This is a genomic window from Streptomyces sp. NPDC048370 (assembly GCF_043200825.1).
Taxonomy (GTDB): domain Bacteria; phylum Actinomycetota; class Actinomycetes; order Streptomycetales; family Streptomycetaceae; genus Streptomyces.
Genome location: NZ_JBICYI010000011.1, coordinates 141,060 through 160,166 on the forward strand (window position 1 = coordinate 141,060; position 19,107 = coordinate 160,166).

Annotated in this window: 21 protein-coding genes and 1 tRNA gene; 12 read left to right on the forward strand and 10 right to left on the reverse strand. The window is 71.3% G+C overall.

Annotated elements, in window-relative coordinates:
- Positions 1-741: hypothetical protein (locus ACGFYP_RS23585; protein ID WP_393496839.1), on the reverse strand; the 741-nt coding region annotated here is incomplete at its 3' end.
- 47 nt (positions 742-788) lie between these two features.
- Between ACGFYP_RS23585 and ACGFYP_RS23590 the strand changes: the two genes are divergently transcribed.
- A complete protein-coding gene (locus tag ACGFYP_RS23590) occupies positions 789-977 on the forward strand; it encodes a DUF5703 family protein (protein WP_393496842.1) in 189 nt (62 codons plus the stop codon).
- Positions 978-1,029: 52 nt separating this feature from the next.
- On the opposite strand, the gene ACGFYP_RS23595 is transcribed toward ACGFYP_RS23590, so the two are convergent.
- The 3 genes from ACGFYP_RS23595 to ACGFYP_RS23605 all read right to left on the reverse strand — a co-directional run bounded on the left by ACGFYP_RS23595 (position 1,030) and on the right by ACGFYP_RS23605 (position 3,745).
- On the reverse strand, positions 1,030-1,875 hold the full coding sequence (locus ACGFYP_RS23595; RefSeq protein ID WP_393496845.1) for a chaplin: 846 nt from the start codon (positions 1,873-1,875) through the stop codon (positions 1,030-1,032).
- A gap of 155 nt (positions 1,876-2,030) precedes the next feature.
- Positions 2,031-2,264: a chaplin ChpH gene (gene chpH, locus ACGFYP_RS23600; protein ID WP_361963677.1), complete on the reverse strand. Its 234-nt coding sequence runs from the start codon at positions 2,262-2,264 to the stop codon at positions 2,031-2,033.
- Between the two features lie 155 nt (positions 2,265-2,419).
- Positions 2,420-3,745, reverse strand: coding sequence for a M20/M25/M40 family metallo-hydrolase (locus ACGFYP_RS23605; RefSeq protein WP_361963679.1), 1,326 nt, complete (start codon positions 3,743-3,745; stop codon positions 2,420-2,422).
- A gap of 209 nt (positions 3,746-3,954) precedes the next feature.
- Between ACGFYP_RS23605 and ACGFYP_RS23610 the strand changes: the two genes are divergently transcribed.
- Both ACGFYP_RS23610 and ACGFYP_RS23615 read left to right on the forward strand, forming a co-directional pair.
- A tRNA-Leu gene (locus ACGFYP_RS23610) sits at positions 3,955-4,042 on the forward strand.
- A 70-nt stretch (positions 4,043-4,112) separates the two neighbouring features.
- Positions 4,113-5,060: an RluA family pseudouridine synthase gene (locus ACGFYP_RS23615; protein WP_393496850.1), complete on the forward strand. Its 948-nt coding sequence runs from the start codon at positions 4,113-4,115 to the stop codon at positions 5,058-5,060.
- 48 nt (positions 5,061-5,108) lie between these two features.
- On the opposite strand, the gene ACGFYP_RS23620 is transcribed toward ACGFYP_RS23615, so the two are convergent.
- Both ACGFYP_RS23620 and ACGFYP_RS23625 read right to left on the reverse strand, forming a co-directional pair.
- Positions 5,109-6,581, reverse strand: coding sequence for an amino acid permease (locus tag ACGFYP_RS23620; RefSeq protein ID WP_393496853.1), 1,473 nt, complete (start codon positions 6,579-6,581; stop codon positions 5,109-5,111).
- 196 nt (positions 6,582-6,777) lie between these two features.
- Positions 6,778-7,479, reverse strand: coding sequence for an FCD domain-containing protein (locus ACGFYP_RS23625; protein ID WP_361963685.1), 702 nt, complete (start codon positions 7,477-7,479; stop codon positions 6,778-6,780).
- 137 nt (positions 7,480-7,616) lie between these two features.
- Here ACGFYP_RS23625 and ACGFYP_RS23630 point away from each other — a divergent pair, with 137 nt between their 5' ends.
- Both ACGFYP_RS23630 and ACGFYP_RS23635 read left to right on the forward strand, forming a co-directional pair.
- Entirely contained in the window at positions 7,617-8,141 is a 525-nt protein-coding gene (locus ACGFYP_RS23630; RefSeq protein WP_393496856.1) for a gluconokinase, read from the forward strand.
- Between the two features lie 122 nt (positions 8,142-8,263).
- Entirely contained in the window at positions 8,264-9,661 is a 1,398-nt protein-coding gene (locus tag ACGFYP_RS23635; protein WP_361963689.1) for a gluconate:H+ symporter, read from the forward strand.
- Between the two features lie 39 nt (positions 9,662-9,700).
- On the opposite strand, the gene ACGFYP_RS23640 is transcribed toward ACGFYP_RS23635, so the two are convergent.
- Positions 9,701-10,588 (reverse strand): TIGR03619 family F420-dependent LLM class oxidoreductase, encoded by an 888-nt coding sequence (locus ACGFYP_RS23640; protein WP_393496859.1) that lies wholly within the window; start codon positions 10,586-10,588, stop codon positions 9,701-9,703.
- Between the two features lie 103 nt (positions 10,589-10,691).
- Entirely contained in the window at positions 10,692-12,347 is a 1,656-nt protein-coding gene (locus ACGFYP_RS23645; RefSeq protein WP_393496862.1) for an FAD-binding dehydrogenase, read from the reverse strand.
- 95 nt (positions 12,348-12,442) lie between these two features.
- Between ACGFYP_RS23645 and ACGFYP_RS23650 the strand changes: the two genes are divergently transcribed.
- The 5 genes from ACGFYP_RS23650 (at position 12,443) to ACGFYP_RS23670 (ending at position 15,212) form a co-directional block, all read left to right on the forward strand.
- Complete coding sequence (locus ACGFYP_RS23650; RefSeq protein WP_393496865.1) at positions 12,443-13,078, forward strand: TetR/AcrR family transcriptional regulator; 636 nt, start codon at positions 12,443-12,445, stop codon at positions 13,076-13,078.
- The gene (locus ACGFYP_RS23655) at positions 13,075-13,857 is read left to right on the forward strand and encodes a glucose 1-dehydrogenase (protein ID WP_393496868.1); all 783 of its coding nucleotides are present in this window, start codon (positions 13,075-13,077) and stop codon (positions 13,855-13,857) included. The genes ACGFYP_RS23650 and ACGFYP_RS23655 overlap by 4 nt, the downstream gene beginning before the upstream one ends.
- An 83-nt stretch (positions 13,858-13,940) precedes the next feature.
- Complete coding sequence (locus ACGFYP_RS23660; protein ID WP_393496871.1) at positions 13,941-14,453, forward strand: NUDIX hydrolase; 513 nt, start codon at positions 13,941-13,943, stop codon at positions 14,451-14,453.
- Between the two features lie 34 nt (positions 14,454-14,487).
- Positions 14,488-14,883 (forward strand): YidH family protein, encoded by a 396-nt coding sequence (locus tag ACGFYP_RS23665; RefSeq protein ID WP_393496874.1) that lies wholly within the window; start codon positions 14,488-14,490, stop codon positions 14,881-14,883.
- Entirely contained in the window at positions 14,880-15,212 is a 333-nt protein-coding gene (locus ACGFYP_RS23670) for a DUF202 domain-containing protein (protein WP_361963703.1), read from the forward strand. The genes ACGFYP_RS23665 and ACGFYP_RS23670 overlap by 4 nt, the downstream gene beginning before the upstream one ends.
- A gap of 36 nt (positions 15,213-15,248) precedes the next feature.
- Here the strand turns inward: ACGFYP_RS23670 and ACGFYP_RS23675 are convergent, their stop codons facing one another.
- Complete coding sequence (locus ACGFYP_RS23675) at positions 15,249-16,190, reverse strand: NADP-dependent oxidoreductase (RefSeq protein ID WP_393496878.1); 942 nt, start codon at positions 16,188-16,190, stop codon at positions 15,249-15,251.
- A 207-nt stretch (positions 16,191-16,397) separates the two neighbouring features.
- Here ACGFYP_RS23675 and ACGFYP_RS23680 point away from each other — a divergent pair, with 207 nt between their 5' ends.
- Both ACGFYP_RS23680 and ACGFYP_RS23685 read left to right on the forward strand, forming a co-directional pair.
- Positions 16,398-16,694: a hypothetical protein gene (locus tag ACGFYP_RS23680; RefSeq protein ID WP_393496881.1), complete on the forward strand. Its 297-nt coding sequence runs from the start codon at positions 16,398-16,400 to the stop codon at positions 16,692-16,694.
- 189 nt (positions 16,695-16,883) lie between these two features.
- Positions 16,884-17,753 (forward strand): MBL fold metallo-hydrolase, encoded by an 870-nt coding sequence (locus ACGFYP_RS23685; protein ID WP_393497198.1) that lies wholly within the window; start codon positions 16,884-16,886, stop codon positions 17,751-17,753.
- A gap of 32 nt (positions 17,754-17,785) precedes the next feature.
- On the opposite strand, the gene ACGFYP_RS23690 is transcribed toward ACGFYP_RS23685, so the two are convergent.
- On the reverse strand, positions 17,786-19,027 hold the full coding sequence (locus tag ACGFYP_RS23690) for a glucarate dehydratase family protein (RefSeq protein ID WP_393496884.1): 1,242 nt from the start codon (positions 19,025-19,027) through the stop codon (positions 17,786-17,788).
- Positions 19,028-19,107 lie beyond the last annotated feature (80 nt).

Below are 19,107 nucleotides of genomic sequence, written 5' to 3' on the forward strand. Positions count from 1 at the left end.
GCCCGCGGCCGCCCCCCCCCCCCCGGCCGCCCCCCCCGCGCCCGCGCGCCCCGCCCCCCCCCCCCCCCCCCCCCCCCCCCCCCCCCCCCCCGCCCCCGCGTCCTGCTCCTCCAGGTCGTCGTCCAGCTCGTCGTCGAAGACCGCGCTGACGTCGAAGCGGCAGACGATCCGCTCCGGATCGGCCTGCTCGAAGGGGGCGTTCAGCCACTCCCCCGGTTCGGGCAGCTCCTCCGCGGCCGAGACCCAGAGCGTGGAGTCGCCCTCCTCCAAGCCGAACTCCTTGTGCCGCGAGGCGATTTCGTCCGGTTCGTACTCCCCGAAGAGCACACCGAGCGCGGCGTGCGTACTGACACCGACGGCGGCGGTCGCGTCCGACCCCTCCTCGTCGTTCTCCAGATCGGCGATGCGCTGGGCCTGGGCGAGCAGCCGCTGCGGTTCCACGACGGCGTAGTCGCGGCGGATCAGCACACTGAGGGCGTGGGGCTCCTCGGGCCCGGCGTAGGGCGGGAGGGAGTCGTCGGCGCCCGGGATCTCGAAGGGGGTGACCTCGTCGTAACGGTCGTAGAGCCGCTCGTCGTAGGCCTCGGCCGCCGCGGCGAGGGCATTGAAGGCTTCGTAGACGGCCGGGTCGTCGTCCCCCGAACGACGTTCGACCGCCTCAAGGTGACGGTCCAGTGCGGCTTTGACCGCCTCGGCGGCGGCACGTACCTCGGCAGCGGTGGGCTGCGCAGCATCAGACATGGGACGCACGCTATCCGTACCGGGCCCGTGCCCGCACAATAGATGCGATGCCGGAATACGAATTTGTCGACGTGTACGTGCCGCGCAGCGTCTCCCGCAAGGAGGCTACGCGGCTACTGACCGACCATGCCGAGTACGGGCACTGGGAGTTGGACCGCCTGAGCCTGCACCGGGACGGCAGCCGCAGGGTGCGGCTGCGCCGGCGCATCATCCGTCAGGTTCGCGCCACCTGGTGAACACGAGAAGGGGCCCCGCCGTGCGGGGCCCCTCTGCGTCACTCGATCTTCCCTAGGCGGACCGGCGGGCGCGGCGGTAGAGCACCGATCCGGCGAGCAGCAGAGCGGCACCGGCCGGGACGGCCATGCCGAGCGGACCGGAACCGGTCTGCGCCAACTCCTCGGTCGCCTCGGGCTGCGTGATCGTGTGCGTACCAGGCGTGTTCGGCCCCTGCGGCGTCCCGTGCTCACCGGAGTCACCGGGGTTGCCGGGGGTCCCCGGGTTACCGGGCTCACCCGGGTTCCCAGGGTTGCCCGGCTCACCGGGGTTGCCCGGGTTCCCAGGGTTGCCGGGGTTCCCAGGGTTGCCGGGGTTGCCCGGGTTCCCAGGGTTGCCGGGGTTACCAGGGTTGCCGGGGTTACCAGGCTCGCCCGGGTTGCCCGGGTTCCCGGGGTTGCCCGGCTCGCCAGGGTGGCCCGGGTGCGTGGGCTCGATGCCGTTGCCGCACTCGTTGCCGAACGACGGGTTGATGGCACCGATGACCGAGACGCTGTTCCCGCAGGCGTTCACGGGGGCGTCGACCGGCACTTGGACGGTGTTCCCGGAGCCGACGCCCGGGGAGTGACTGGCGCCACCCTCGGCCGAGGAGCCGCGGTGCTTGCCCGTGCCCGGCTTGGAGACGTTGGCGCACTTGTTGCCGAACGCCGGGTTCATCAGACCGACGACGTTGACGGTGTTTCCGCAGACGTTGACCGGCGCGTGCACCGGAACCTGGACGGAATTTCCGGACGCGACGCCCGGGGAATTCGAGGCCGCGCCGTTCGCATTCGAATCGGCATTCGCATAACCACCACCGAGGGCGATGACGCCGCCCGCGGCCGCAACGGTGATCAGGCCCTTGCGCGTGACCTGTCGCATAGCTTGTTCCCTGCCTTCTCGGCTTCTGCCTTCTGGCTTCAGAAGAGGGGCCACCGGGCCCGAACGCCCGGGGCGGAATGCCCGCCGGCCCCGGAGTGCATGGCACGCACTCCGGGGCCGGCCTGGCTCAGACCCTCACGGGTCGAGGCACAACGTCAGGCGTTGACGCAGGTGTTGCCGAAGGTGGGGTTCAGCAGCCCGATCACGGAGACCGTGTTGCCGCACACGTTCACGGGGATGTGAACCGGCACCTGGACGACGTTGCCCGAGAGCACGCCGGGGGAACCGATGGCGGCACCCTGGGCACCCGAGTCGGCAACGGCCATGCCCGCACCCGCGAGAACGAGACCGCCCGTGGCAGCCGCAGCAGCGACGACCTTCTTGATCATTATTCCTCCTTGTTGGCAATGCGATCCCAGCCGCGGACCGCACCACCTGTAACGAGGGGGAAGTAATGGGGCTACGAGCCTATGAGTTCATTCACTCTTTCCGGTCAAAGCCGCACGCGCGGTCGATTATCGGCAACGGATGAACGAGAGAGCGCTCAGGAGGCGTCGATGAACCGGTCGAGGACGCGGACGCCGAACTTCAGTCCGTCGACCGGCACCCGCTCGTCCACGCCGTGGAACATCCCGGCGAAGTCCAGCTCCGGCGGCAGCTTGAGCGGCGCGAAGCCGAAGCAGCGGATGCCGAGGTCGTCGAAGGACTTGGCGTCGGTGCCGCCGGAGAGCATGTACGGGACGGCCCGGGCGATCGGGTCCTCGGCGCTGAGGGCCAGCTGCATCGCGTCCACGAGGTCGCCGTCGAAGCTGGTCTCCAGGGCCTTGTCCCCGTGCACGTCCTCGCGCTTGACCCGGGGGCCGAGGATCCGGTCGAGGTCGGCCAGGAACTCCTCCTCGTAGCCCGGCAGGAACCGTCCGTCGACGTGCGCCGTGGCCTGGCCGGGGATGACGTTGACCTTGTACCCGGCGCCGAGCATGGTCGGGGCGGCGGAGTTCCGCAGGGTCGCGCCGACCATCTTGGCGATGCCGCCCAGCTTGGCGAGCGTCGCCTCCATGTCCTCGGGGTCGAGCGGGGTCCCCAGCGCGTCCGAGAGCTCGTCCAGGAAGGACCGTACGGTCTTGGTGACCCTCACCGGCCACTGGTGGCGTCCGAGGCGGCCCACGGCCTCGCAGAGCTCCGTGATGGCGTTGTCGTTGTTGGTCATCGACCCGTGCCCGGCCGTGCCCTCGACGGTCAGCCGCATCCAGTGCATGCCCTTCTGGGCCGTCTCGACCAGATAGAGCCGCAGGTTCTCGTTGACGGTGAAGGAGAAGCCGCCGACCTCGCCGATCGCCTCCGTGACCCCGTCGAAGAGGTCGCGGTGGTGGTCGACGAGATGCCGGGCGCCGTAGGTGCCGCCCGCCTCCTCGTCGGCGAGGAAGGCCAGGACGATGTCGCGCGGGGGCTTGCGGCCGCTGCGCATCCGGTCCCGGACGACCGCGAGGGTCATCGCGTCCATGTCCTTCATGTCGACCGCGCCCCGGCCCCAGACGCAGCCGTCGGCGACCTCGCCGGAGAAGGGGTGGTGGGTCCAGTCCTCGGCGTTGGCCGGGACGACGTCGGTGTGGCCGTGGATGAGGAGGGCCGGCTTCGACGGGTCCTCGCCCTCGATCCGGGCGACGGTGGAGGCCCGCCCCTTGTGCGACTCGATGATCTTCGGCTCGAGACCGACCTCCGCGAGCTTCTCGGCGACGTACTCCGCCGCCGCCCGCTCGCCCGGGCCTGAGTGGTCGCCGTAGTTGCTGGTGTCGATGCGGATGAGGTCACGACAGAGGTCGACGACCTCGTCCTCGCCGGTGACGCTCCGGGCCGTGTTCGACTCGCTCACGCTGCTTCCTCCCACTACGTGCCCCACGTGCTTGCTGGTGGACGCCCCCATCCTCGCGCGCCCGACGCCCCGGACCCAAGGGCGGCCACCGACCGACATCCGCCCGTCACACGGTTCCGGCCGGAACGGGGGTGGTGATCGACCACCTCCAATGTTTGCTATGGTTTTCCACGTCGGAACGGCCCAGCGGCCGGAAAGACAGACACCTTGTCCGGGTGGCGGAATGGCAGACGCGCTAGCTTGAGGTGCTAGTGCCCTTTATCGGGCGTGGGGGTTCAAGTCCCCCCTCGGACACCAGCGAAGGACCCCACGTCACGTGGGGTCCTTCTTGCTTTTCGGCCAGGGCTGTACGGGATCGGTGGGAGCTGTGGGACGCAGGACGAGGACGCCGGGGGCGCCGCTCGCGCAGCGGGAGGGGATCGATCCTGTGCGGGTGCGGCTGCCCGAGGCGGCAGGCGAGGGGTGGGCGACCGTCGGGGCGTACCTGCGGGCACGGTTCGGTGGGGCCGTCGGGGACGCACGGGTCCGGGAGATGGTGCGGGACGGGCGGTTCGTGGGCGCGGACGGGCGGCCCCTTCGGGAGGACGAGCCGTACGCCGCGGGGATGTACCTCTGGTTCCACCGGGACTTTCCCGCCGAGGAGCGGGTGCCGTTCGAGATCGGGGTCGTCCACCGGGACGAGCGGATCCTCGTCGTCGACAAGCCGCACTTCCTGGCGACGATGCCGCGCGGGCGGCATGTGACCGAGACGGCCCTCGCCCGGCTGCGGCGGGAGCTGGGGGTGCCGGAGCTGCAGCCCGCGCACCGGCTCGACCGGCTGACGGCCGGGCTCGTGCTGTTCGTCGTGCGGGCCGGGGACCGGGGCGCGTACCAGACGCTGTTCCGGGACCGGCTTGTCGGCAAGGAGTACGAGGCCGTGGCGGCGTACGACCCCGGGGTCGCGCTGCCGGTGACCGTGCGGAGCCGGATCGTGAAGGAGCGCGGGGTGATCGCCGCGCGGGAGGAGCCGGGCGAGCCGAACAGCGAGAGCCGGATCGAGCTGGTCGAGCGGCGGGGCGGGCTCGGGCGGTACCGGCTGCTGCCGATGACCGGGCGCACCCATCAGCTGCGGGTGCACATGAACAGCCTGGGGCTGCCGATCCTGCACGATCCGGTCTATCCGGTGGTCCGGGAGGACGGGCCTGAGGACTACGCGCGGCCGCTGCAACTGCTCGCACGGGTGCTGGAATTCACCGACCCGGTCACGGGGGTGCCGATGCGGTTCGAGAGCGGTCTGCGGCTCGACGGGCTCGATCAGGGGCCCGGGAACGGGTGAGACCCCCGCAGGCCGCCGCCTGCGGGGGTCTCGTTCCCGTGGGGGGCTTCAGCCCTGGGAGGCCGCGGCGGTCGCGCGGACCCGCTTGCGGACCAGGAACCAACCGCCGACGAGCAGGAGCCCGATCAGCGGGAGGCAGTTCACGGTGGTGCGGCTGATGCCGCCGTCCATCCACATCAGGACCAGGACGGAGCCGAGGAAGACCAGCGTGACGATCTGGGTGTACGGGGCCCAGGGCAGCTGGTAGCCGGGGCGGGTGACCCGGCCTTCCTTGGAGCGGTTCACGAACAGCAGCGAACAGACCATGATCATGGCCCAGGTGCCGATGATGCCGATCGAGGCGAAGTTCAGGACGAGCTCGAAGGCCTCGCCGGGCATGAGGTAGTTCAGGCCGACACCGAGGACGCCGAAGGCGGCGGTGAGCAGGATGCCGCCGTAGGGGACGCCGCCCTTGTTCATGACGCCGGTGAACTTGGGCGCGGAGCCCGACAGCGACATGGAGCGCAGGATCCGGCCGGTGGAGTACAGGCCCGAGTTGAGGCTGGAGAGCGCGGCCGTCAGGACGACCAGGTTCATGACGCCCGCGGCACCGGGGATGCCGAGCTTGTCGAAGACCGTGACGAAGGGGCTCTGGTCGCCGGAGTACGCGGTGTACGGCAGGAGCAGCGCGAGCAGGACGACGGAGCCGACGTAGAAGAGGCCCACGCGCCACATGATCGAGTTGATCGCCTTCGGCATGATCTTCTCGGGGTTCTCGGTCTCACCGGCGGCGACGCCGCACAGCTCGACGGAGGCGTAGGCGAAGACGACACCCTGGATGAGCAGCAGCATCGGCATGACACCGGTGGGGAAGATGCCGCCGTTGTCGGTGATGGTGGAGAAGCCCGGGGTGTGACCGCCGACGTCGTGCGAGGTCACGATCAGGAAGATGCCGATCAGCATGAAGGCGACGAGGGCGCCGACCTTGATGATCGCGAACCAGAACTCCATCTCGCCGAAGTACTTCACGGAGATGAGGTTGGCGGCGAGGACGACCGCGAGGGCGATCAGGGCGAGGATCCACTGCGGGACGTCACTGAACATGGCCCAGAAGTGGGCGTAGGTCGCGGCCGCGGTGATGTCGGCGATGGCGGTGGTCGACCAGTTGAGGAAGTAGAGCCAGCCGGCCGTGTAGGCGCCCTTCTCGCCCATGAACTCACGGGCGTAGGAGACGAAGGCGCCGGAGGAGGGGCGGTAGAGGACCAGCTCGCCGAGGGCCCGCACCACGAAGAAGGCGAAGACGCCGCAGACGGCGTAGGCGATGAAGAGGGACGGTCCCGCGTTGGCCATGCGGCCGCCGGCGCCGAGGAAGAGGCCGGTGCCGATCGCGCCACCGATGGCGATCATGTTGATGTGCCGGGACTTGAGGTCCTTGCGGTATCCGGCGTCACCGGCGTCGACGTGGGGGGACGCTCCGGTGGCCGTCGCCGGAGGTGGCGTGGCGGACAGCGTGTCGGCCGCAGAGGGGGTGCGGTCACTCATGGAGTTGTTCGCCTTCGTGAGGGGGAGGGTCTGTGCGGTACCCGGCCGCGCGCGCGTGGAGGTCGTCCACGGCTCTTACGGCCAGCGCACATCGTCACGGCAAGGCGGGAATTCAGCAGTGGCCAATGTCACTGATCGCCCTTATTTGAGCTACTTCTGAGGTTGCTCCAGGGCGAATGCCTGGGATCGGCAGGGTTTACGGCGCGAGAACGTCCAGTTCCTTGAGCGCGCCGACCGCGATCTGGCGGGTCAGCTCCTCGGCGCGGACCGCGTCCCTCTCCCGTACCGCCTCGGCGACCTGGACGTGCAGGGTGACGGCGGCCGGGTCGGGGTCCTCGAACATCACCTGGTGGTGCGTACGGCCGGTGAGGACCTCGGCGACCACGTCGCCGAGCCGGGCGAACATCTCGTTGCCGGAGGCGTTGAGGACGACCCGGTGGAAGGCGATGTCGTGGACGAGGTACGCCTCCAGCTGCCGGCCGCGCGAGGTGGCGACCATGCCGAGCGCCTGCTCGGTCAGCTCGCGGCACTGCTCGGGGGTGGCGTGGGTGGCGGCGAGGCCGGCGGCGACGGGTTCGACCGCCGAGCGGAGCACGGTGAGCGAGCGCAGCTGGCGGGGGCGGTCCGCGCCGGCCAGGCGCCAGCGGATGACCTGGGGGTCGTACACGTTCCACTGCTCGGTCGGCAGGACGATCACGCCGACGCGGCGGCGGGACTCGACGAGGTGCATGGACTCCAGGACGCGGACGACCTCGCGGACCACGGTGCGGGAGACGTCGAAGCGCTGGGCGAGCTCGTCGGTGCGCAGCACGCTGCCGGGCGGGTACTCCCCGGCGGTGATCGCGAGACCCAGGGTGGCGAGGACGTGCGGATGAAGCCCCTGGGCCGGTGTCGTCATGGGGGTCAGCCTACGCGGCGACCAAGATCGGGAACGAAAAGTATGACTTTAATGTCACAGCCTCTTGAATACGTCGTACCCAATGGGTTTCATGAGCGCGACGGATCGATGTCGAAGAAGACAGCGAGGCACCACCCATGAGCACCACCTCCCCGACGGTCCCCCGGGTCGTCGTCGTGATGGGCGTCGCCGGCACAGGCAAGACGACCATCGGACCGCTGGTCGCGGCCGCGCTCGGCGTCCCCTATGCCGAGGGCGACGACTTCCACCCGGCGGCGAACGTCGCCAAGATGTCCGCGGGCGTCCCGCTGGACGACGCCGACCGCGGGCCCTGGCTCGACGCGATCGGGCGGTGGGCGCACAGCCGGGAAGGACTCGGCGGGGTGGTCAGCAGCTCCGCCCTGAAGCGGATCTACCGGGACCGGCTGCGGGCGGCCGCCCCGGGCGTGGTCTTCCTCCATCTGACCGGCGACCGCGAGCTGATCGAGCGGCGGATGGCCGACCGCAAGGGCCACTTCATGCCGACGGCCCTGCTCGACTCCCAGTTCGCCACGCTGGAGCAGCTCGGCGACGACGAGGCCGGTGTCGCCGTCGACGTCACCGGATCGCCCGAGGAGATCGCCGCGCGGGCGGTCGCCGCGCTGGGTCGACACGTCGACTGATCCGTCGTACGCCCCGTCCCCTCGGGGCGACCCGTCCGTGCGCCGGTCCCCTCGGCGCAGCCCTCAGCACCGCTCCTGTTCCGTACCCCCTCCTGCCCCCACCCCGTCCCTAAGGAACCACCGTGACCAGTCTCAGCGTCGAGATGCTGGCAGCGGACGCCGTCGAGCCGATCACCTCGGCCGGCAACGCCCAGCTCGGCTTCGCCGTGCTCGCGGGCATCGCCGTCATCGTCCTGCTCATCACCAAGTTCAAGCTGCACGCCTTCCTGGCCCTGACCATCGGGTCGCTGGCCCTGGGCGCCTTCGCCGGTGCGCCGCTCGGCGCGACCATCGACTCCTTCACCTCCGGTCTCGGCAAGACCGTCGCGGGTGTGGGCGTGCTGATCGCGCTCGGCGCGATCCTCGGCAAGCTGCTGGCCGACTCCGGCGGCGCGGACCAGATCGTCGACACGATCCTCGCCAAGGCGAGCGGGCGCGCGATGCCCTGGGCGATGGTGCTGATCGCCTCGGTCATCGGGCTGCCGCTCTTCTTCGAGGTCGGCATCGTGCTGCTGATCCCGGTGGTCCTGCTCGTCGCCAAGCGCGGCAACTACTCGCTGATGCGGATCGGCATCCCCGCCCTCGCCGGTCTGTCGGTCATGCACGGGCTCATCCCGCCGCACCCAGGACCGCTGGTCGCCATCGACGCGCTCGGCGCCAACCTCGGTGTCACGCTCGCCCTCGGTGTCCTGGTCGCGATACCGACGGTGATCATCGCCGGTCCGCTGTTCTCCCGGTACGCGGCCCGCTGGGTCGACATCCCGGCCCCCGAGAACATGATCCCCGCGCGTCCCTCCGAGGACCTGGAGAAGCGTCCCGGCTTCGGCGCCACGGTCGCGACCGTCCTGCTGCCCGTCGTCCTGATGCTGGTCAAGGCGCTCGTCGACATCGTCGTGGACAACCCCGACAACGCGCTGCAGAAGGTCACCGACGTCATCGGCTCGCCGCTCATCGCGCTGCTCGCGGCCGTGCTCGTGGGCCTGTTCACGCTGGGCCGCGCGGCCGGCTTCACCAAGCAGCGGCTCTCGTCCACCGTCGAGAAGTCCCTCGCCCCGATCGCGGGCGTGCTGATGATCGTCGGCGCGGGCGGCGGCTTCAAGCAGACCCTGATCGACGTGGGCGTCGGCCAGATGATCCTGGACTTCTCCAAGAACTGGTCGATCCCCGCGCTGCTCCTCGCCTGGCTGATCGCGGTGGCGATCCGTCTCGCGACCGGCTCCGCCACCGTGGCGACGATCTCGGCGGCCGGGCTGGTGGCTCCGCTCGCCGAGGGCATGGGCACGAGCGAGACGGCGCTTCTCGTCCTCGCGATCGGTGCGGGCTCGCTCTTCTTCAGCCATGTGAACGACGCCGGATTCTGGCTGGTGAAGGAGTACTTCGGCATGAACGTCGGCCAGACGATCAAGACCTGGTCGGTGATGGAGACGATCATCTCGGTCGTCGGCATCGTCTTCGTCCTGCTGCTGTCGCTGGTGTTGTAACCGCTCCTCCCCGCCGTACGGACCGGGTTCGGGCGCCGCTCAGGCGTTCCGGATCCGGTCCAGTACGTTCCGGCCCAGGTCCAGTGCCTCGTCGGGTTCGCGGGTCGCCTGCTGGAAGTCGACGAAGCAGGAGTCCGCCCCGGTCTCCCGGACGCCCGCCAGGACCGCGGCGATGTCGTCGGCCGTCGCGCCCGGGGTGGCGTTGTACCGGATGTGGCGGCGCAGCGCGTCGGGGTCCCGGCCCGCCTCATCGGCGGCACGCCTGGCCGTCGCCCAGAGGCCCGCGGCGGCCTCCGGCGGCAGGACGGCGCCGACCCAGCCGGCGGCCCGCCTGCCGACCCGGCGCAGTGCGGCCGGGCTGAAGCCGCCGAGGAAGACCGGGGGCCCGACGGGCTGGGCGGGGCGGAGCCCGACGTACGCGCGGGGGATCGTCCAGTGCGGGCCCTTGTGCCCGAACTCCTCCTCGGTCCAGATGCCCCCGAGGATGTCGAGGATCTCGTCGAGGTGTGCGCCGCGCTTCCCGAAGTCGGCGTTGACGGCCGTGTACTCGTCACGGAGCCAGCCGATGCCCAGGCCGACGTCGAGCCGGCCCCCGCTCAGCCGGTCGAGCGAGGTGAGGCTGCGGGCGAGCAACAGGGGCGGGTACCAGGGGGCGTTGAGGGTGGACATGCCGAGGCGGGCACGCGTGGTGGCCGTCGCGGCGACGGTGAGCACGGTGAGCGGGTCGAGGAAGGTCCGGTACTCCTGGGGGTACGGGTTCTCGGGGGTGTGGCCCGGGTAGAGGTCGCTCGGCGCGACCGGGGTGAGCGAACGGTCCCCCACCCAGAAGGAGTCGAAGCCCGCCTCCTCCGCGTCGCGGGCGAATCCGGCGATCACCTCGGGGCGGGCGTGCGTTCCGTACTGGGGCAGTGCGATGCCTATGTCCATGGCCCTCATGGTGAGTTGGGGGCGGTCGGCGCCACGAAGGGGTGGGCGCGTGAGCCGCGCCACACGCCCGTGCCGCACCTAGGCCCGGGCCGGAGCACTCGTGTCAGCTCACCGCCCGGGCCGCCGCCCTGCCCGCCGCTCGCCCCGAGAAGATGCAGCCGCCGAGGAACGTGCCCTCCAGGGAGCGGTAGCCGTGGACGCCTCCGCCGCCGAAGCCGGCCGCCTCACCCGCCGCGTACACCCCCTCCAGTACCTCGCCGCCCTCCCGCAGCACCCGCGACGACAGGTCCGTCTCCAGGCCGCCGAGCGACTTGCGGGTGAGGATGTTCAGGCGTACGGCGATCAGCGGACCGGCCTTGGGGTCCAGGATCCGGTGCGGGGCCGCCGTACGGATCAGCTTGTCGCCCAGGTACTTGCGCGCGCCCCGGACCGCGGTGACCTGGAGGTCCTTGGTGAAGGGGTTGGCGATCTCGCGGTCGCGGGCCGTGATCTCGCGACGCAGCTCCGCCTCGTCGATGAGCGGCTCGTCCGTGAGGGCGTTCATGCCCCGGACGAGGGCGGGCAGGTCGTTCTCGACGACGAAGTCGACGCCGTGGTCCATGAACGCCTTCACCGGGCCCGGTACGTCCGCGCGGGCCCGGCCGATGACGTCCCGGATCGACTTGCCGGTCAGGTCCGGGTTCTGCTCGGAGCCGGAGAGGGCGAACTCCTTGCCGATGATGCGCTGGTCGAGGACGAACCAGGTGTGGTCGTGGCCGGTCCGCATGATGTGTTCGAGCGTGCCGAGGGTGTCGAAGCCCGGGAAGAGCGGGACGGGCAGCCGGCGTCCGGTCGCGTCCAGCCAGAGGGAGGACGGTCCCGGCAGGATGCGGATGCCGTGCTTGGCCCAGATCGGGTTCCAGTTCTCGATGCCCTCGGTGTAGTGCCACATCCGGTCGCGGTTGATGTGGTGGGCCCCGGCCCCCTCGGCGATGCCGAGCATCAGTCCGTCGACATGGGCGGGGACGCCGGAGAGCAGCTTCGCGGGCGGGGTGCCGAGCCGGTCGGGCCACTGCTTCCGTACGAGGTCGTGGTTGCCGCCGATGCCGCCCGAGGTGACGATCACCGCCTGCGCCCGGAGCGCGAAGGAGCCGGTCACCTCCCGGCCGCTCGCGGTGCCGCGCTCGGCGGAGGACGGCTCCAGGATCTCGCCGCTGACGGTGTCCACGGCCCCGGCCGTGGACCCGAGGGCGGTCACCCGGTGCCGGAAGCGGAACTGGACGAGGCCGCGGGCCACGCCCTCGCGGACCCGGCGCTCGAAGGGGGCGACGAGGCCCGGTCCCGTGCCCCAGGTGATGTGGAAGCGGGGCACCGAGTTGCCGTGCCCGTTCGCGTCGTACCCGCCGCGCTCGGCCCAGCCCACCACGGGGAAGAACCGCACCCCGCGCGCGTGCAGCCAGGAACGCTTCTCGCCCGCCGCGAAGTCGACGTACGCCTCCGCCCACTTCCTCGGCCAGTGGTCCTCGGACCGGTCGAAGCCGGCCGTGCCCAGCCAGTCCTGGAGGGCGAGGTCGTGGCTGTCCTTGATCCGCAGCCGGCGTTGCTCGGGCGAGTCGACGAGGAAGAGGCCGCCGAAGGACCAGTGGGCCTGGCCGCCCAGGGACTGTTCGGGCTCCTGGTCGAGCAGGATGACGCTCCGCCCGGCGTCCACGAGTTCGGCGGTGGCCACCAGGCCGGCGAGGCCGGCTCCGATCACGATCACATCAGCGTCGTACGACATGGACCGAATCTTGGATACACGGATGTATCGAGTCAACCGTTCGGACCCGTGCACACCCTTCCCGCTTTCTAATGTCGAGCATTAATATGGGCGACATGGCAAGGACGTCAGGGCCCGAGACCCGGGAGAAGCTGATCCGCGCGGCGGAGGAGATCTTCGCCGCGCAGGGCGTCGACGGCGCCCAGCTGCGGGATGTCGTGGCCCTCGCGGGCCAGAGCAACCCGTCGGCCGTGCAGTACCACTTCGGCTCGCGCGCGGGCCTGCTCGACGCGGTGATGGCCGGCCGCCAGAGACGTACGGAGCAGGTGCTCGAACCGCTCCTCGCCGAGGCCGGCGACGAGCCGCACGAGCTGCTCCGGGCCCTGGTCGGCGCCGAGGCGAGCGAGCTGCGCACCGAGCGCGGTCGCCGCTGTCTGCGGATCTCAGCGCAGCTCAGCCACGAGAGCGGGGTGCGCACCCGCACGCCCCATCCCACCCTCGAAGGCACCGTGTACTGGCGGCTGATCGAGCGGGTCGAGGCCTGTCTGACCGGGCTGCCCGAGCCGCTGCGCCTCGAACGGCTCGACCTGGCTCTCACCGTCGTCGGCGCCGCCCTGGCCGACCGGGCCCGGCAGTACCTCGACGGCACCGTCCCACTGACGGACGAGGAGCTCTTCCTCGCCGACCTCGTCCAGACCACGACGGCCCTGCTGCAAGCTCCGCCACCCCCGATCGACAAGGACTTCTCATGACCGAGAACACCCGCCTCCACGACCTCACCGGCAGGACCGTCCTCATCACCGGCGGCGCCCGCGGCCTGGGCGCCGAGGCCGCGCGGCAGGCCGTCGCCGCCGGCGCGAACGTCGTGATCACCGACGTGCTCGACGACGAGGGCAAGGCGACCGCGGCGGAGCTGGGCGAGCGGGCGCGCTTCCTCCACCACGACGTGACCTCCGAGGACGCGTGGGCCGCGGCCGTCGCGTACGCGGTCGCGGAGTTCGGCGGGCTGCACGGTCTGGTGAACAACGCCGGGATATCCAGCGGGGCCTTCCTGGAGACCGAGTCCGTCGAGAACTTCCGCAGGGTGCTCGACATCAACCTGACCGGTGTCTTCATCGGCATGAAGGCCGCGATCCCGGCGATGAAGGAGGCCGGCGGCGGTTCGATCGTCAACATCTCCTCGGCCGCCGGTCTGATGGGGCTCGCGCTCACCGCCGGCTACGGCGCCTCGAAGTGGGGCGTACGCGGTCTGACGAAGATCGGCGCGGTGGAGCTGGGCACGGCGCGGATCCGCGTCAACTCGGTCCACCCGGGCATGACGTACACCCCGATGACCGCGGGCGTCGGCATCGAGAAGGGCGAGGGCAAGTACCCCAACACCCCGATGGGGCGGGTCGGCGAGGCGGACGAGATCGCGGGCGCGGTGGTCTTCCTGCTGTCGGAGGCGGCCTCGTACGTGACGGGCGCGGAGCTGGCCGTGGACGGCGGTTGGACGACCGGTCCGACGGTGAAGTACGTCATGGGTCAGTGATCGTCGTCCGTCATGGGTGGGTGATCGTCGGCCTCATGTGTCAGTGATCGTCCTCCGTCATCGGTCGGTGATGAGATGGGGCTATGAACCCCGCTGAAGAGGTACTCGACGTCGTCGACGAGCACGACGAGGTGATCGGACAGGCCCCACGCGGCGAGGTGTACGCGCGGGGTCTGATCCATCGCTGCGTCTTCATCCAGGCACGGGACGCCGAGGGCCGGATCTTCGTGCACCGGCGCACGCCTGCGAAGCTCGTCTACCCGTCGATGTACGACATGTTCGTCGGCGGGGTCGTCGGCGCGGGCGAGTCGTACGACGACGCGGCGCTGCGCGAGGCCGAGGAGGAGCTCGGCGTCTCCGGTCTGCCGCGCCCCGAGCCGCTGTTCCGGTTCCTGTACGACTCCGGGGGCGTGGCCGGGAAGTGGTGGTCGGCGGTCTACCGGGTGCGGTGCGAGCTGCCCGTGGACCCGCAGGTGGAGGAGGTCGCCTGGCACGCCTTCCTGCCGGAGGCCGAGGTGGTCGCGCGGCTCGGGGAGTGGGCGTGGGTGCCGGACGGCCTGGCCGCGTACGAACGGCTGCGCGCGGAGCGCGGTTAAGGTGCCCGGGTGAGTGACTTCGTAAGGTGCCCGGGTGAGTGACTTCGTGCAGAGTCTGCGGCTGTGGTTCGCGCCGCAGCGGATCCGTGACGAGGGCGAGACTCCGGACTACCGGTTCTCGCTGGCCAACGAGCGCACCTTCCTCGCCTGGATCCGGACCGCGCTCGCGCTCGTCGGTGGCGGGTTCGCCGTCGACCAGTTCCTGCCGGACCTGCGCTGGGGCGTACGGGTCGGGCTCGCGCTCGCGCTGCTCGCCGCGGGCGTGCTGTGCGCGTTGCGCGCGGTGAACCACTGGGTGCGGTGCGAGCGGGCGATGCGGCGCGGGCAGGACCTGCCGGTGTCGCGCTTCCCGACGGTGCTGAGCCTCGCGGTGGCCCTGGTGGCGCTCGCGATGGTGGTGGTCATCGTCTTCGGCTGGGCCGGGCGGTGACCGGTGCGGCGTCCGGGGCGGCGGAGCCCGCACGGGATCCGGGGCTGCAGCCGGAACGGACCCGGCTGGCGTGGCGCCGTACGACACTGACCTGCACGATCGTGGCGGTGCTCGCCGCGAAGTCGGCGATCAGGGACGAGATCACGGCGGCGGGGGTGGCGGGTGCGGCGCTGACGGCGTTGGTCTGGGTCGGCTTCCTGGCCGTGGCCCACCGCAGGATCCACGCCCTGGACGCGGCGCGGCCGGGGCCGCTCTCGCACCGGGGCGCGCTGCTCGCGACGGCGTGCACGGTCGCGCTCGCGGGGTTCGCGGTGGCGGTCGTCCTGTAGGCGGGGGCTGGAGGCCTCCAGGGGCTGTCCGGCGGATCAGGAGTCGGGCCAGGCCACCGTGACCACGACCTTGCCCTGGAGGCCGCCCTCCTGGTTGGCGCGCTGGGCCTCGGCCGCCTCTTCCAGGGGGAAACTCCGCGCGACCCGCACGGAGAGCACGCCCTCGTCGACAAGAACGGCGAGCGCGGCGAGGTCCTCGGGGGCGGGGCGGACCCAGAAGTAGCGGCCGCCCAGGGCCAGCACCTCGCCGTCGGCGATGGAGGCGAGGCGGCCCTCGGGGGCCAGGACGTCGGCGGTCTTCTTGAGGAATGGGCCGCCGATCGTGTCGAAGGCCGCGTCCACACCGTCGGGCGCGAGGGCGCGGACCTGCTGGACGAAGGTGTGCTCGTCGAAGACGACGGGCTCGGCGCCCAGCTCCTTGACCCGCTCCTGGCCCTCCTCGCGGGCCGCGCCGATGACCCGGCAGCCGAGGTGGCGGGCGATCTGGACGGCCATGGAGCCGACGCCGCTGGCCGCCGCGTGCACCAGGACGGTGTCGCCCGGGCGGACGGCGAGGGCCTGGTGGAGCACCTGGTAGGCGGTGAGCCCGGCCAGCGGGAGGGCGGCGGACTCCTCGAAGCCCACGGTGCGGGGCTTGCGGGCGAGCGTTCGGACGGGGGCGGCGACGTACTCCGCGAAGGTGCCGCGGGAGAGGAAGTCCTCGCGGACGTACCCCATGACCTCGTCACCGACGGTGAACTCGGTGACGGAGACACCGGGCTGCACGACGACCCCCGAGACGTCCCAGCCGGGGATCACCGGGAAGACGGCGTCGATCATCCCGTCGAGGTAGCCGGCCTGGGCCTTCCAGTCGACCGGGTTCACGGCGGCCGCCCGTACCTTCACGAGGACGTCGTCCGGGCCGACCTTCGGGTCGGGCCGTTCGCCGTACTCAAGGACCTCGGGTCCGCCGTAGCGGCTGTAGCTGATCGCCTTCATACCCCGAACGATCACGGCGGCCTCCGTCCCCCGCAAGCCGGATTCCCCCGGCAGAGCGCGTACGCGGGCGGGTACGGGGGCGTCGGGGCCTGCACGGGGGCGCGTACAGGGACGCGTCCGCCGACGCACAGGGGCGGAATCAGGACGACTCCGACATTCAGGGCTAACCTGAGCCACGTCACACCACACCCTCACAGAGGCGATGTCATGACCCTTCTCCACCAAGAGCACCCCACCCACGAGCACGTCCACGGCCCGACCTGCGGCCACCCTGCCGTCGAGCACGAGGGGCACGTGGACTACGCCCACGACGGGCACCTCCACCGGGAGCACGACGGGCACTGGGACGAGTGCGAGCGGTCGCAGCACCAGGCGCACGACGGGCACGCACACGAGCACGGGCCGGAGTGCGGGCACGAGGCGGTGGCGCACGGCGACCACGTGGACTTCGTGCACGACGGGCACCGCCACGCGGCGCACGAGGGGCACTGGGACGACCACTGACTTTTCCGGACTTTCCCCCGAACGGGCCCGACTGACAAGCTGCCACCTGTCAGTCGGGCCCGTTCTCGCCGTCCGGGGGTTTTCTTGTCCGCCTACGCCGATGCCGACCCCGTCGCCACTTCGACGTCCACGTCCGCCTCCACTTCCACCTCCGCCTCCGATCCGTATGTCGTCGCGCTCGCGCCGGACGTGCACGCCTTCGTCCAGCCCGACGGCGGCTGGTGCCTGAACAACGCCGGTTTCCTGGGCGACGCCCGCGAGAGCCTGCTCGTGGACACGGCCGCCACCGAGCGCCGCGCCCGCCTGCTGCGGGCGGCCGTGCTCGCGGAGGGGCTGCCTCTCCCCCGGACGATCGTCTCGACCCACCACCACGGTGACCACACCTACGGCAACGGGGTGTTCGCGCCCGAGGCGCGCGTCGTGGGCCACGACAGCTGTCGGGCCGAGCAGATCGCCGCCGGGCGCCAGCTCCATCTGATCTGGCCGCGGACCGACTTCGGCGCGGTGGAGGTGACCCCGCCGTCCCTCACGTACAGCGAGCGTCTGACCCTGTACGTGGGTGAGCTCGAGGTACGGGTGCTGCACCCGGGGCCCGCGCACACCACCGGCGACTCGATCGTCCATGTCCCCGAGCGGGGTGTCGTGTTCACCGGGGACCTGGTCTTCCAGGGCGGGACGCCGTTCCTGCCGATGGGTTCGCTGGCGGGTTCGCTGCGCGCGCTCGGCCTGCTGCGCTCGCTGGACGCGCCGACGGTCGTGCCGGGGCACGGGCGCGTGACCGACCCGTCGGCGTACGACCTGACGGAGCGGTATCTGCGCCGGGTCGGCGAACTGGCCCGCGAGGGGTACACGAAGGGCGCGACGCCCCTGGAGACGGCGCGCCGCGCCGACCTCGGGGAGTTCGCCGCCTGGCGGGAGAGCGAGCGCCTCGTGGCCAATCTGCACCGCGCCTACGCGGAGCTGAGCGGCCTCCCGGAGGGCTCGCCGCTGAATCTGGTGACGGTCTTCGGGGACATGGCCGCGATGAACGGCGGCGTACCGGTGGCCTGCCACGCGTAGCGCGCGACCCGGAAGCGCCCTCCGGGAAGCCCTCAGGGCCGCAGCCTGCGCATCGCCGCCGCGTCGTCGCGGTCGCGGTGGGTGCCGTCGTCGTCGAGCCAGCGTCGGTGCAGCTCCGCGAGCCGGGCGCGGTCCAGTTCGACGCCGAGGCCCGAGGCGTCGGAGACCACGAGGCGCCCGTCCCGGAAGACGGGGCGGGTGGTGACGACGTCCTCGGTCTGCCAGGGGTAGTGGGTGTCGCAGGCGTGGTCCAACCGGGGCAGCGTCGCGGCCACCTGGGTCATGGCGGCGAGGCTGATGCCGAGGTGGGTGTTGGAGTGCATGGAGAGCCCGACGCCGTACGTGCGGCAGAGCGCGGCCAGTTCTCGCGTGCGGTGGAGGCCGCCCCAGTAGTGGTGGTCGCAGAGGACGATCCGTACCGCACCCTTGGCGAAGGCCTCGGGGACCTCCTCGAAGGTCGTCACGCACATGTTGGTCGCGAGCGGTACGTCCGTACGGGCCGCGACCTCGGCCATGGCGGCCGTGCCGGTCGCCGGGTCCTCCAGGTACTCCAGGACGTCCTTCAGTTCGCGCGCCACGTCGAGCGAGGTCTCCGTGGACCAGGCGCCGTTGGGGTCGAGCCGGAGCGGCCGGCCGGGGAACTCCTCGGCGAGGGCCCTGATCGCGGCGATCTCCTCATCGGGCGGGAACACCCCGCCCTTGAGCTTGAAGGAGCGGAAGCCGTAGGCGCGGTCGAAGCGGCGGGCCTGCTCCACGATCCCGGCCGGATCGAGCGCAGGGCCCCAGTCGTCGGTGCCGGCGTACTTGTAGAAGAGGTACGCGCTGTACTCGACGGAGTCGCGGACCTTGCCGCCGAGCAGCGCGTGCACGGGGAGGCCGACGGACCTGCCGAGGGCGTCCAGGCAGGCGACCTCGAAGGCGGAGACGACGGAGAGGCGGAGCTTGTCGGCGGTCTGGACCCCGCGCAGCCCGCCCGCGTCGACCCGGTCGTCCGCGGCCCGTGAGTCGCCGCACACCCGCTCGGCCAGCGCGAACAGGCCGTTCATGTCCGTGACCGAGCGGCCCGGGAGCGCCTCGGCCAGCGGCCGGGCGAGGTCCAGGTACTTCCCGTCGCCGTAGGTCTCGCCGAGGCCGGTCACCCCACCCCGCGTCACCACCTCGACGATCAGGCGGGGAGTGAAGGGCTGGTGGACGCCCTGGGTGTTGAGCAGCGGCGGGTCGGCGATCAGGATCGGGGTCAGCCGGACGTCCTCGACAAGCAGCTCGGGATTCATATGTGAACTCTATTCACAGGAGCGACCCACGACCAGACCGGCGGCACCACTTTCCCCCGCGAACCCTGGACGACATACCG